General features: G+C 52.9%; 10 protein-coding genes. 6 read left to right on the top strand and 4 right to left on the bottom strand.

All coding sequences use genetic code 11. From position 1 onward, the window contains the following. Positions 1-150: 150 nt before the first annotated feature. The 4 genes from ACR0CZ_RS04635 (at position 151) to ACR0CZ_RS04620 (ending at position 4,906) form a co-directional block, all read left to right on the top strand. Positions 151-2,073, top strand: coding sequence for a DUF3604 domain-containing protein (locus ACR0CZ_RS04635; RefSeq protein WP_170392772.1), 1,923 nt, complete (start codon positions 151-153; stop codon positions 2,071-2,073). Positions 2,074-2,231: 158 nt separating this feature from the next. After that, positions 2,232-3,062 carry a peptidyl-prolyl cis-trans isomerase gene (locus ACR0CZ_RS04630; RefSeq protein WP_170392773.1) on the top strand — a complete coding sequence of 277 codons (831 nt, stop codon included), beginning with the start codon at positions 2,232-2,234 and terminating at the stop codon, positions 3,060-3,062. Beyond that, positions 3,059-4,048, top strand: coding sequence for a HupE/UreJ family protein (locus tag ACR0CZ_RS04625; protein WP_170392774.1), 990 nt, complete (start codon positions 3,059-3,061; stop codon positions 4,046-4,048). Before ACR0CZ_RS04630 ends, ACR0CZ_RS04625 begins: the two co-directional genes overlap by 4 nt. A gap of 657 nt (positions 4,049-4,705) precedes the next feature. After that, positions 4,706-4,906, top strand: a complete 201-nt coding sequence (locus ACR0CZ_RS04620; RefSeq protein ID WP_170392775.1) for a hypothetical protein — start codon at positions 4,706-4,708, stop codon at positions 4,904-4,906. Positions 4,907-5,257: 351 nt separating this feature from the next. Here the strand turns inward: ACR0CZ_RS04620 and ACR0CZ_RS04615 are convergent, their stop codons facing one another. Continuing rightward, positions 5,258-6,652 carry an alpha/beta fold hydrolase gene (locus ACR0CZ_RS04615; protein WP_170392776.1) on the bottom strand — a complete coding sequence of 465 codons (1,395 nt, stop codon included), beginning with the start codon at positions 6,650-6,652 and terminating at the stop codon, positions 5,258-5,260. A 450-nt stretch (positions 6,653-7,102) separates the two neighbouring features. On the opposite strand from ACR0CZ_RS04615, the gene ACR0CZ_RS04610 reads away from it, so the two are divergent. Both ACR0CZ_RS04610 and ACR0CZ_RS04605 read left to right on the top strand, forming a co-directional pair. Next, positions 7,103-8,749 carry a hypothetical protein gene (locus tag ACR0CZ_RS04610; protein WP_170392777.1) on the top strand — a complete coding sequence of 549 codons (1,647 nt, stop codon included), beginning with the start codon at positions 7,103-7,105 and terminating at the stop codon, positions 8,747-8,749. Positions 8,750-8,896: 147 nt separating this feature from the next. Beyond that, positions 8,897-9,868: a prephenate dehydrogenase/arogenate dehydrogenase family protein gene (locus tag ACR0CZ_RS04605; RefSeq protein WP_480544526.1), complete on the top strand. Its 972-nt coding sequence runs from the start codon at positions 8,897-8,899 to the stop codon at positions 9,866-9,868. 834 nt (positions 9,869-10,702) lie between these two features. Here the strand turns inward: ACR0CZ_RS04605 and urtE are convergent. From urtE to urtC, 3 genes are read right to left on the bottom strand one after another with little or no spacing between them, the layout of a single operon-like run. Continuing rightward, entirely contained in the window at positions 10,703-11,398 is a 696-nt protein-coding gene (gene urtE / locus ACR0CZ_RS04600; RefSeq protein ID WP_170392778.1) for an urea ABC transporter ATP-binding subunit UrtE, read from the bottom strand. A gap of 3 nt (positions 11,399-11,401) precedes the next feature. Continuing rightward, positions 11,402-12,142, bottom strand: coding sequence for an urea ABC transporter ATP-binding protein UrtD (gene urtD / locus ACR0CZ_RS04595; protein WP_480537051.1), 741 nt, complete (start codon positions 12,140-12,142; stop codon positions 11,402-11,404). After that, positions 12,139-13,368, bottom strand: coding sequence for an urea ABC transporter permease subunit UrtC (gene urtC / locus ACR0CZ_RS04590; protein ID WP_170424908.1), 1,230 nt, complete (start codon positions 13,366-13,368; stop codon positions 12,139-12,141). Before urtC ends, urtD begins: the two co-directional genes overlap by 4 nt.

Below are 13,368 nucleotides of genomic sequence, written 5' to 3'. Positions count from 1 at the left end.
AGACAAACTCCTAAGTGTACCATCGTGACAATGCCAAAAGCGGAATATCCCCACAAACGGAAAATTGATGTTATATAGATAAATAGGAATATAAATTCTTGAGTTGTAAGTCATCGGCACCACCGCGCTATCTTGATTTAGGAGTTCCACATGCTTCGAGCTTTTGTTTGTTCTATCTCACTAGGGCTGGCATCATCGACTGTCCTTGCAGATGCTGTTCCAAGTGAAGAAGCCGCGGCAGGCTTGTTCTCAGATCAACCGTATTCCCCGTATGCCGAACGCACTTTCCCCGAGCGACCGCTGTGGGGAGACACGCATCTTCACACCGGGCTTTCGCTGGACGCAGGTGCTTTTGGGAACACTCTGTTGCCTGATGAAGCATGGCGTTTTGCAAAAGGTGAACAGGTTACTTCTTCAACGGGTCAACCAGTAAGACTGGCCCGGCCTTTGGACTGGATGGTTCTCACGGATCACACTGACCTAATGGGATTCGCCCCTGACCTTCAGGCTGGCAAGCCAGGCGTTCTTGCCGATCCGAAAGGTTTGGAATGGTACGAAGGTTACAAGGCAGGCGGCGAAGAGGCCGGCAAAGCGGCGTTCGATATCATTACCAATTTCTCGCAAATGACCCTGCCAGAAGTCCTTCTGGACTCCTACAGCCCGGGTGCTGACGCTTTTGCTTTTACATGGGAGCAAATCGTTCTGGCTGCGGAAGAACATAACGACCCCGGCAATTTCACGGCGTTCATAGGGTTCGAGTGGACTTCCGTACCCAAGGGCTTCAACCTGCACCGGAATGTTATGCTGCGCGATGGGCCCATCAGGGCGCTTCAGATGGTGCCGCCAGTCACGCAACCGCCCTTTGGTGATACCGACCCAAGAACGCTGTATTCATGGCTAGATGACTATCAAGAAAAAACGGGTGGTCGCGCGGTAGCTTTCGCCCATAATGGCAACCTGTCGAACGGATGGATGTTCCCGACCGAAGACACCTATCACGGTGGCAAGGTCGACGAGGAATATGTGGCTGCCCGCGCAAAATGGGAACCCCATTACGAAGTCACTCAGATCAAGGGCGATGGCGAAGCGCACCCCTATCTGAGCCCCGACGACGAATTCGCGGATTACGAAAACTGGGACGTTGGCAACCTCGACATAACCGAGCTGAAAACTGATGACATGCTGGCCGGCGAGTACGCCCGAGAAGCCTTGAAGCGCGGTTTGTTGTTGGAAGATAAGTTCGGCGTGAACCCATATAAGTTTGGCATGGGTGGCGCGACGGACAGCCATACGTCTCTGGCAACTGCTGAGGAAGACAACTTCTTCGGAAAATCCGTCAGCGTTGAACCTTCGGCCACGAGAATAAAGCATCCTTTCATCGCCAACGATCTTGGCGAAATTCCTGGCGACCTCCTTGTAGCTTCCGGGTACACGGCCGTTTGGGCGACCGACAATACTCGCGCTGCGATCTTCGATGCGTTCAAGCGGCGCGAAACCTACGCGAGCACTGGACCGCGGATTGGTCTACGGTTCTTTGGCGGATGGGATTTCCTCGACGCTGATGTTGAAACTCGCTTCCTTGCGGATGTGGGCTACACAAAAGGTGTTCCAATGGGTTCGGATCTGCGACCTCGCGAGGGTGAAGGTCCGCCCACATTCCTGATCGCTGCTCTGCGCGACCCGGTCGGGGCCAACCTGGATCGCGTGCAGGTGATAAAGGGATGGCTCGATTCCGAAGGTGCTTTGCAGGAAAACGTCTATGACGTGGCATGGTCGGACAACCGTGTTGCCGATCAAAACGGCAAGATCCCTGCGGTTGGGAATACCGTGGATCTGGAAACCGCCAGCTGGACCAATACAATTGGAACCGCCGAACTGGTAACTGTTTGGTCTGATCCTGATTTCGATCCAAATGCGCGGGCATTCTATTACGTACGTGCGCTCGAAATCCCAACCCCACGCTGGGTGTTGTACGACAAACTGAGGTTTGGTGCGGAGCTGCCAGAAGATGCGGTACTTACGCATCAGGAGCGCGCGTATTCCTCGCCGATTTGGTACACGCCGGCAGAGTGACCTTACTTCGTGCAGATTTGGGGACCCAGGTCGCAATCACTAACTCGGGACGCTCTTATGATAAGCGGCGCGCCTTGAGTTGCAATTCCTTGTGTTACTCAACTGCCTGATGCCAGCATAAAACATAATGCCGTATCGCGTTTCACGCAGGAGCCTTCATGCGAATAGTGAAAGAACCTCTGTTCCATTTCTTCTTGATCGGAGCTGCCATATTCATTTGGTTCCACATAATATCACCAGATAACGACGCCGCTGCAGATCCGGAGACGATAACTATAAGCGAAAGTGATGCCGCGCTGTTAGCTTCACAGTTCGAAGCAAGGTGGAAACGCCAGCCAAGCGGTTCTGAGCTACAAGCGTTGGTCGACGCTTCAATTCGCGAAGAAGTATTAGTTAGGGAAGCAAGAAAACTTGGTTTAGAACGCGGAGATAGCGTGATCAGGTCGCGGCTGAGCCAAAAGATGGATTTTCTGACCGAAGCCATCGCCGCTTCAGTTATTCCAGAAGACGAAGATCTAGAGGCTTTCCTCCAACAAAACACGGACCGCTACGCGACACCCAACAAGGTCGCGTTCACTCAAGTTTTTCTTGGTGAAGGACCAAGTGAGACCGAGATTGAAAGGGCACTGGCCGCCTTGCGTGCGGAACAAGAGACTTCCGGCTTGGAAAGCGCGACACTACTGCCTGCATCAATGCCCCTATCCGCGACACGGGTAATCGACTCGGTCTTTGGAACCGGATTTTCCAATGGTCTCGCCAATCTCGAAAAAGGCCAGTGGATGGGGCCGGTCCAATCGGGTTACGGCGTCCATCTGGTGAAAGTGCTTGCCATTGAACCAAGCCGGATACCTCGCTTGCAAGAGATCCACAGTGTGGTGCTTCGTGATTGGCGTCGCGCCATGAGCGAAGATTTGGCGCAGGCGCAATACGAGGCTCTTGCCGACAATTATGAGATCACAGCACCCGATCTCACAGGTCAGGTCAAATGAACTTCATCTTCAGCTTGATGTTTGCTCTGCTGTTCACGTGGCCCACGGGGTACGCCAACGCGCATGCGCTTGATCCGGGATACTTGGAAATTCGACAAATCACTACGGACACTTGGAGTGTTCATTGGCGAAAACCAGATGTGTATGGTCAACCAATGGCGATTGATGCGGTGTTACCGGATGGCTGTACACCCTCACACGGCCCTGACCCAATCTCCGATGGGCGAGCGTGGGTTTCTTCCTGGATTGTCGAATGCCGTGCTGAGATCGCGGGCCAATCCATCGAGATCGACGGACTGGCGGCACAAAAGAACGACGTTTTGGTCCGTGTGCATCCTCTGCACTCCGAGCCTGCCACGCTTCGTTTCACCCCGGATGCTGCCATCCAAAATATACCTTTTGAACAGACAACATGGTCTGTTTTCATAGCCTATTTTCAGTTGGGTTATGAACACATACTAGAAGGCTGGGATCATCTGCTCTTCGTCTTCGCCCTATTTATTTTGGTCCCTGATCCGTGGAGACTGGCGGGAGCAATCACGGCATTCACCTTGGCACATTCAATAACACTGGCACTGGCAACGCTGGGATTTCTGAATGTCCCCGGCCCGCCGGTCGAGGCCGTCATTGCGCTTTCTATCGTTTTTTTGGCAATGGAAATTGTTAAGGGCGGTGACGGGCGTTTTCGACTTTCAAAACAAAAGCCCTGGATCGTTTGTTTCGGATTTGGGCTTTTGCACGGCCTTGGTTTTGCAGGCGCTTTGGCCGAGATAGGACTTCCCTCCAACGATATTCCTGCAGCCTTGTTTGCCTTCAACCTAGGCGTCGAAGCTGGTCAGTTGAGCTTTGTCGGAGCTTTGGCACTTCTTGTCGCGATCTGGCGATTGATGGCACGTCCAGTTAGCCAAAGGGCGACTGTGATTGCCGCTTATGGCATCGGGTCGGTATCGATGTACTGGCTCATAGAACGTTTAAGTGGGTTCTAAAGCGATTTACCTCGATGTCGTTGAGGTGGTAGATCGGCTCAAGGCACTAGTCGATTGCGAAGCGCGCAAATTGACCGGATGCAGGTGCAACCGCGCAGAATAGGTTGCGAAAAAAGCCCACTTCATCGCATGCCCAACGTTAGTTTACCTAAGCGGCCATAGTTGCTACATATCCAAACTGTGGATCGGGTATGGGCGTGGAGAACCTGCCGCGTTTGACGATTACCATGAGCCTTACTGGAGGGCGGCAAAATCACGGACATGGCCTGCTCCCGGAAATCATGAATGCAAATCTCCGGGTGCTTATGGATACTATGATTATTGGCGAGAACGCGCAGGGCCAGATCGGAAGGGCTACTATGCGCTTCGATCAGGTAATTGGCCCCTGCTATCGCTAAATAGCGAGGCTGATGCGTCGCCTGGCTCTCCACAGGCAACCTGGTTGAACGAAATTATTACCGCAAACCCAGATGCTTGCATTGGTGACTTTTATCACAAACCTGCCTACTCAACCGTTCCGAGGGGCGGTTCCGACGCAAAAGCACTTTTTAAAGTCCTTGCAGATTCCGGTGTTTTATTTGTGTTATATGGGCATAACCATTTTACGAGCGCACCGAGCCGACGGATGGAAATGGGAGGCCCGCCAAGGGTGGCACTATGAATTTCATCTCAGGCGCTGGAGGGAATACAGAAACCGATCGATTAGAACCCGCCGCTTTTGCGGATCAGTTGATCACCAATGCTCCCGGCGTTTTGAAACTAGATTTTTCCAGCGACGAGGTGACTTGGACGTATGTAAATGGTGAGAAAGAAACCAAAGCCGATGCTGGCAAATTTGCATATGAAAAAGCACTTTGAGCGCGGACTTGTTAAACAACTAACGTTAGCCATTCTATTTGAATTCATGGTAATTGCGGAACGCATACTTCAGCCAGCACCTTCAAACCCGCTCGCCATAAATGGGATAAAACAAACGACAAGCGATGTTTTACGGGTTTTACATGAAGCGATCTTTGGTTGAGTGGTCAGTTCTCCTGCGGACCAAGCAAACCATTACTTCAATCGCCGGATAGAGGTCGATGCCTACCAGGATCACGATTGGGCGAATGACCCCAGGAATGCTTTTGAAGTACTTGACGGAGTTTGGTCTGGTCATTCCCAAACGCCATCCCGCGCCACGGTGAAGCGTAGTTAATCTGACAAAACCTTTCAGTTGTGCTCTGCTAAGAAAGCCAATGCGTCTCTCTCGAAACGCGGCCACTCTGGGTCGTTGTCCGGCATGGCATGGTTAGAGCTTTCGTAGGCGATGAACTTCGCGTTGGGCAATCCCTTTGCGAACAGCCGTCCCTGATCGACCGGTTGCATCCTGTCTCCCGTCGCATGACAAACCAGGCACGGCACCTCAACCTTTGACAATGTTTGCCGGATATCAATTTGGTCGATCACATCGCGATACCGTCCCATGTTTTCGGGCGAGATCATTTGGCTCATGTCTTTTGCATATTGCCGCCGGGCTTCTTGGCTCGCGCTAGGCACAATGATCTGCGCCATCAAATCGCGTAGAGACGGATACTCGTCGTCCCACCCTGCAGTCATCATGTGTTTCATAGCCAGAGCCCGCGCCACATCCTTCGGAGACTTCCGTTTTGCTCGTCCTACTGGGAAACCACCGATCATAACAATTGCCGAGACCCGGTCTGGTCGACGGGCTGCAAAGGCGGCGGCTACAGCAGACCCCTGTGAAATCGCAAGGATTGGCGCGCGCTTTAAACCAGCCGCGTCGTAAACGGTTTCCAAGTCATCAACGAACCTATCGAACGTGCAAGTTTCTGCATCCCAGTCGGAAAGACCGTTGAGCCGTGCATCAAATCGAATTAGTCGGTGATGTTGCGCAACCGAAGTGCAAATTGGAGCCACCGCAGGATTGCGCCAGTCCAGTTCTAGATGTCCAATCCAACTTGGTGCTTTAACAACCGGGGATCCGTCACCCACTACGCTCCAAGCCAGACTAATGCCGTCATCAGTTTGACAGTAGCGGATTTCTTGTGTTTTGGCGAAATCAACTCGTGACTTTGATACACCTTCATCAGTGAAATTAATCGACAATACCTCAATCGGCTGTGCAATACCTTTGAGTGTCCGCAGTCCCTCTCTGTGCAATCGGTTGGCATAATCCGACCCGGCAAGATCGCAGAGTACTTTTGAGACCAGAATGCCACCGGGTTCAGCTGCCGCTTGGAGACGTGCCGCAATGTTTACGCCGCCTCCGAAGATATCTTCACCGTCCACAGTGACATCGCCTACATGCAAGCCTGCTCTAAGCTGAATGCGTTCTGGAACCAAATATGGATGGTCTGGCTCTCTAAGGTGGGATTGAATCGCGATTGCCCCTTCGAGTGCGTGACTCGCTGACGGAAATTCTATTAGTGCCCCATCGCCAAGAAGTTTGACCACCCGGCCATGGTGCTGTCCGACGATTGGTGTCACCAAATCGCGGTACAGCGTGTTCAGTGTTTTGAGCAGTGCCTTTGAGCCACCCTGCATCATCCGACTGAAGCCGACGACGTCGAGAGACAGGATTGCAGCAAGGCGACGTTGGCTCATGGTTATTTCCCGCAAGATTGCTCGAAAACTCTACCACGCCCATAAGATGTTAGAATCGATAACTTGTCAGAAGGCGTGTTTTTTGCTTCGAGATTACCGTTCGCAAGGTCTCTAAAAGTCGGAAAATCGGAGATACAGTCACGTAAAGTGCCTGCAGATACGTCTTTTTGCGAAAGGCCGTTTTGTCCGAGTCTCTGTCCTTGCCTCGATCTTGATGAGCTTACGCAGACGGAAGAACCGGACCTGAAAGACTGAAACCTCGAACCGGAGACAGCCAAGAACCGCATAGCGAAGACAGGCGTCATCAGACAGAAGCGCCCACATGACAACAGTGAGCGCAAATCAGCTAAAAGAATGAGCAGGTACTCCATTTCTCGCCAAATTGCGGCGTCGCTATCGACTCAAGGCGTTCCATGATAAACTTAGCGAATTTAGTGGGGGAAAATCCCGATGGAGTACTACGACCTCGGCGACTACACTCGTAAGATTTCAACGTCGTCAGATAACGCTCAGAGATGGTTTGATCGGGGCTTGGCGTGGACATATGCCTATAATCACGAAGAGGCGATAGTTTGCTTTCAAAAGGCTCTTGCCGCCGACCCCGATTGTGCGATGGCGCATTGGGGCATCGCGTATTGCATCGGACCTAACTACAACAAGCCTTGGGAAACTTTTGAGGACGACGAGAAGCCCGACTGCATCGCATTGGCAAGTGCATCAATCGAAGCCGCTAACGCGCTTTTAGATCGATTGACACCAATTGAACGTGCCTTGATCGAGGCGATCCCATCCCGCTATCCGAGTTCGCCAGACGTAGAGGATTTCAGACCCTGGAATGATGCCTTTGCTACCGCAATGCGCAAAGTCCATGCCGAATTCAGCAATGATCTGGACGTGTGCGCCGTCCTTGCCGAGGCTATCATGAACCGGACGCCTTGGCAGCTTTGGGATTTACGGACCGGGAAGCCAGCCGAAGGCGCAGACACGCTTGAGGCAATTGGCGTGCTCGACACAGCGTTCTCCTCTCTTCCTGGCGCATGGGAACATGCTGGGCTTCTACACATGTATATCCATCTGATGGAAATGTCCCCACACCCCGAAAGGGCGCTGCGCCATGGCGATGCGCTCAGCACACTGATTCCGGACGCCGGGCACCTACTGCATATGCCTACTCATGTCGACGTTTTGTGCGGTGACTACATGAACGTGGTGCTTCGCAATCAAGCGGCCATCGTTGCCGACAGGAAGTTTCTGAAGCACGAAGGCCCCGACAACTTCTACTCCGTTTATCGCTGCCACAATTACCACTTCAAGATCTACGGGGCGATGTTCCTCGGACAACCGAGTGCAGCGATAGAAGCGGCGGAAGAATTGATTGCGACATTACCTGCGGAGACCCTTCGCCCCATGGCCGACTGGTTCGAAGGTTTCATCCCTATGAAGCAACATGTTCTGATCCGGTTCGGACGCTGGCAAGAGATACTCGATCAGGACCTGCCAGTGGATGAAGAGCTTTTCTGCGTCACTACCGCCATGATGCGGTACGCGCGAACCGTTGCCTTGGCGAACCAGCACAAGATCACTGAAGCCGATGGTGAAAAGTTAAAGTTTTATGAAGATTTGGATCGGGTGCCTGAAACCAGAATGCTGTTCAACAACACGTGCCTCGACATCTTGAAGGTTGCTGAGCAAATGATGCTAGGTGAGCTAGCCTATCACAAGGGAGAGCACGAGAGCGCTTTCGAGCATCTTCGCAGATCGGTCGAGATTGATGATGCGCTGCCCTATGACGAACCCTGGGGTTGGATGCAGCCCACTCGGCATGCGCTCGGCGCTTTATTATTGGAGCAAGGCCATATGGTGGAAGCGGAAAGCGTCTATCGCGCCGACCTTGGTCTGGATGCAACGCTTAGCCGGGCCTGCCAGCACCCAGGCAATGTCTGGAGCTTGCACGGCTTGTACGAATGCCTGACTCGGCGCGGTGAAACGGTTGAAGCGCCCCAAATAAAACTACAACTGGACAAGGCCGCTGCCCGAGCCGAAGTGCCAATCAAAGCATCATGTTATTGCCGGCACAAGGTTTTGGCAGCCGAGTAATCGGCTGCCAGAAGGACAGTCTGAGTCAAAAGCAACATCTACTTTACCCGCAATGCGGGCTTCAAATCGAGTTGGCCGAACGGCCGCATAGAATCCAAAACTCTAAAACGCAGCGCCCTAGCCGATTGCCGCTATGCAGCAATATCGTTGACTCTGCTCTCTCGGGTGTCTTATCGCTGTTGTCATGATGAAATCGTTCTTTGCACTCCAGGACTATTATCCTCAGCTTCGATAGCTGCGGGTGCTTCATCATTAGTTTCCGCTGCCCCTGACAGCGGTCAACAAACAATCGACCTTGTGCCGGGCGGCAAATTTAAAGGTCGAAAAATGAACAACAACAGAAGAAATCAAAACACTTCACTAGGTATCGTGGGGTTTGGTGCGTTCGGACAGCTTGCAGCCCTTCATCTTAGCCAGCACTTCGAAATATCTGCTTACGATCCGTCCCCAGACGTTGCCAAGGCCGCAAAGCAACTCGGAGTACGTCTGTCATCATTATACTCAGTATCGCAGGCTGACGTGGTCCTCATTGCTGCACCAGTATCCTCATTTGAGCAAGTTGTCAGCGAGATCGCGGCTGCTTGTAAGCCCAGCGCGCTGATTGTTGATGTAGGCTCAGTAAAGGTAGTTCCCTCGGAAATCATGCGGCGGCGGCTACCGAACGATGTAGACATAATCGCGACCCACCCCTTGTTTGGTCCTCAGAGTGCTGCGACAGGTATTAAGGGTTTGAAAATTGCCGTCTGCCCCATTCAGGGAAGGCAACATGCCAGACTTGCTGCGTTTTTGCGCAAGACACTGGGTCTGACTGTCATCATGACAACTCCAGAAGATCACGACCAAGAAGCGGCAGTAGTCCAAGGGCTCACGCACCTCATCGCCAAAGTGCTTCTGCGAATGGGACCGCTGCCAACGCGCATGACCACGAAGAGTTTTGACTTGCTGTCTGAGGCGATTTCCATGGTTCAGCACGATGCGCCAGAAGTATTCGAAGCGATTGAGAAGGCCAATCCCTACGCCGAGACCGTCCGACGACGGTTTTTTGATTTGGCCGCAAGTCTGAGTGTAGAGCTGGAGGCAGCATTTGATTACACCGCCAACAACAAAAACGGACGTTGAATACCTGTCGGATCTCGAACAACGCATAGTGAAAGCGTCGGGCGAACTGGCCTTTTTCTTTAAGGCCTTTCCAAAATGCATCCCGAAGGGTGACGGGTCCGCAATGCAAAACGGTTTTTCTACCATGTCTCTCGCGAAACCGAAAAAGGCCGATGCGTCGAAGCGGTCCACTTTGGATGTTTCGCGCAGGACAAAGGTTAGATTGTTGTAACGCGATGCGGCTTCTTACAGTTCATCAAGATGCACTGCTTTGCTCCTGCCTCGGACGGAGTAGATTCGCGTAACCGGGCCGCCCTCCGGCTGCAGCGCCCCCGCTATTGCGGAAAGCTTAGGTCGCAAAGGTCAAATTCAACTGATGCCCAACGTTGGCAGCGCCTTCCGATGTCGAAAGTACCCTGCTTTTCTGGTCTGACTATGACGGTTGGATCAGGTTTGTGTGACATTCAACAGGAAAGTTGTGCGATACATAGTTTTACCCTCCAATGACACTTAAGTCATTGACTATTAGTCATTCGGTAATTCTTCGGCGTACAGGTTTTGCCGTTTGCGGCTCAAAAGCCTTCCACAACAAAGGTGCGTCTAGAAAGCCGTCACTACGTTAATTGCGGTGCAAGTTGGAGGAGCGTCCACGTCGAGCCATAGGACGAAATGAAGTCCGTCATCTGATCAAAAAATATTTACTCTTCAAGCCAGAAGACACCACGCGATGGGGTTTCAGAAGAAAATACAGTTTCAATTGAACCTGTTCAGATCATCAAACCATGTCCCGAGCTTAGATTGTGCCAAATTTTGGATTTCATCCTTCAATTCCGAAACCAATTTCAAGTATCAGCACTAGACTGTTACAGCCTGCAGCAACTCACCGCGTGTCACGTCTTCCCTGGTGCCGTTGCTTATGACTTCTCCTCGTCGCAACGCGATAAATCTGTCGGCAAGTTCATAGGCAAAGTCAAAGTATTGCTCCACTAGAATGATTGCTATTCCTCTCGTGGTTCTGAGGTGTCGGATGACTTCGCCTATCTGTTGGATGATGTTGGGCTGAATACCTTCGGTCGGCTCGTCCAACAGAAGCAGGCGTGGTCGTGTTATCAATGCCCGTGCAATCGCCAGCTGTTGCTGCTGACCGCCAGAAAGGTCACCTCCGCGACGGTTTTGCATCTGTTTGAGGACCGGGAACATATCAAATATATCACCTGGAATGAAATGTTCGCTGGCAGGCAGACAGGCATACCCCGTTTCAAGATTTTCGCGAACTGTGAGCAAAGGAAATATCTCACGACCTTGTGGGACATAGGCCACACCTTTCCACGCCATTTGATGAGCAGGCAGGACGCCCAGAATTTCCCCGTCCAGTTCCAGACTGCCGCCCGATCGCGGATGCGTACCTGATATTGCTTTCATAAGGCTGGTTTTCCCGACACCATTGGTCCCCATGACGCAAGTCACTTCACCTTGTCTGGCTTCCATGGAAATCCCGTTGAGGATTTGCGAATGCCCATAATGCAAAGTCAGATCTGTTAGCTTCAGCATTGTTTAGCGCCCTAGATATACGTCGATGACGTCCTGGTTAGATGTCACGTGATCAAGACTGCCTTCAGCCAAGGCGGACCCTTCGTATAGAACCGTGACTTTGCAATTCAGGCGTCGGACAAATTCCATATCGTGTTCCACCACAACAACGGCACGGGTTCTGGCGGCTTGTACTAGCAAGTCGGTTGTGTGTTCGCGCTCCTGCGGTGTCATGCCAGCTGCAGGTTCGTCCACGAGCAAAAGTCGTGGCTCCTGAGCCAGCAGCATGCCAATTTCCAGCCACTGCTTTTGACCGTGGCTCAGTTCACCAGCTTTGCGGCTTAGATTCTGATACAGGCCGATTTCGACAGCCAGATCTTCAACTTTCTGCAAATCGTCAGTGGAGGTTCGATAGAAAAGCACGTGAAGCCAGCCACGTTTGTTCTGAAGCGCCATCAGCAAGTTTTCCTGCACGGTCTGGTCTTCGAAAACCGTGGGTTTCTGAAACTTCCTTCCGATCCCAGCCTGCGCGATCTTTGCCTCGGACAGCCCCAACAAAGATACCGATTTCTCCCCCCAGATGACACGTCCTTCATCGGGCCGGGTTTTACCTGTAATGATGTCCATGAACGTGGTCTTGCCTGCCCCGTTTGGGCCGATCACGGCGCGAAGCTCGGCCTCGCCGATCTGAAACGACAAGTTGTTGATAGCTCGGAAACCATCGAAAGTGACCGAAACGCCGCTAACCTCAAGCAAAGTGCTCATTCGATGGCCTCCTTCTCGCGCAGAGCGCCGTCATCCGGTCCCAGATTTGCCCCATGCCTGTCCGGGTGGCGGCTGTCGGTCCACAAGTCGAACAATCCTCCGATACCCTGCGGGGCGAACAGCGTAACCAACACAAAAGTTATGCCCAATAGCACCTGCCACCAGTCGACCCATTTGATCGTGTAAAATCCAAGCGGAATATCCGGGGCCTGTCCGCCCGTGAACCACGTGCTCAGAAGACTGACAAAAGCTGCACCAATTACCGCGCCATACAATCGGCCTCGTCCACCGATGGCGACCCAGACGGCCAAATAGATCGAGGCGATAGGGGCCATTTCCTCGGGATTGATGATGCCTGCTTGCGGGTAATAAAGCGCGCCGGCAATGGCTGCGATACAAGCAGTCAGGGTGAAGACGGCCAGCTTGAATACCTCGACTGAATAGCCAAGGAAGCGCACCCGTGCCTCGTTATCGCGAATGCCGCGGATGACCGAGCCGAACTTGCCTGACACGATCCAGGCTGCTAGCATATAGCCCAGACCCAAGGCCAGCGCCGAGGCCCAGAGGAACCAGATCGACACCACGTCCTGCGAGGCGGTGACACCTGGCAGGTTCTGCAGGCCGGACAAGCCGTTGTTCCCACGCAACCCGCTGTCGTTCTGAAACAGATACAGGGCCAGTGCCAACGTCATCGCCTGTGTCAGGATCGATAGGTATACACCGGTGACACGGCTCCGGAAAGCCAACCATCCGAAGACCAGCGCCAACAGACCCGGGACCAGCACAACCAGGATCAGTTGCAGGGTCAGGCTGTGGGAGAACGCCCAGATCAACGGAAACTCCGACGATCCGACAACGCCAAAGACTTGTGTTCCAATCGCGTCCACCACTTCGGACGACGTCGGTGGAATTTCGGCCTGTGCCAGCGAGTCGACCACGATCAGGCGCGTGCGTTCGTACATCAGCCACATGCCGATCATGTAGCCCCCCAGCCCGAAGAAGGCGAAGTGACCCAGTGACAGGATGCCGGTGAAGCCCCAGACCAGATCCATCGCCACTGCGATCAGGCAAAGGCACAGGGTTTTGCCCAGCGTTTTGACGAAACTGGTCGAGATTACACCGATCCCGAAACCCTCGGACAGGATGGTTACGCTCAGGGTGAACAGGGACAGGATGGCAAGAAAGACCAGCACGGATGGGTTCTTGGCGATAAAGCTGCGTTCCAT

The organism is Ruegeria sp. H9, assembly GCF_056532915.1.
This window is presented reverse-complemented; position numbering and strand designations above follow the sequence as displayed.

What these genes read in the sequence shown, in the direction of transcription:
- ACR0CZ_RS04635 (WP_170392772.1), top strand. Translation starts at nt 151, where the DNA reads ATGCTTCGAGCTTTTGTTTGTTCTATCTCACTAGGGCTGGCATCATCG.
- ACR0CZ_RS04630 (WP_170392773.1), top strand. Translation starts at nt 2,232, where the DNA reads ATGCGAATAGTGAAAGAACCTCTGTTCCATTTCTTCTTGATCGGAGCT.
- ACR0CZ_RS04625 (WP_170392774.1), top strand. Translation starts at nt 3,059, where the DNA reads ATGAACTTCATCTTCAGCTTGATGTTTGCTCTGCTGTTCACGTGGCCC.
- ACR0CZ_RS04620 (WP_170392775.1), top strand. Translation starts at nt 4,706, where the DNA reads ATGAATTTCATCTCAGGCGCTGGAGGGAATACAGAAACCGATCGATTA.
- ACR0CZ_RS04615 (WP_170392776.1), bottom strand. Translation starts at nt 6,652, where the DNA reads ATGAGCCAACGTCGCCTTGCTGCAATCCTGTCTCTCGACGTCGTCGGC.
- ACR0CZ_RS04610 (WP_170392777.1), top strand. Translation starts at nt 7,103, where the DNA reads ATGGAGTACTACGACCTCGGCGACTACACTCGTAAGATTTCAACGTCG.
- urtE (WP_170392778.1), bottom strand. Translation starts at nt 11,398, where the DNA reads ATGCTGAAGCTAACAGATCTGACTTTGCATTATGGGCATTCGCAAATC.
- urtD (WP_480537051.1), bottom strand. Translation starts at nt 12,142, where the DNA reads ATGAGCACTTTGCTTGAGGTTAGCGGCGTTTCGGTCACTTTCGATGGT.
- urtC (WP_170424908.1), bottom strand. Translation starts at nt 13,368, where the DNA reads ATGGAACGCAGCTTTATCGCCAAGAACCCATCCGTGCTGGTCTTTCTT.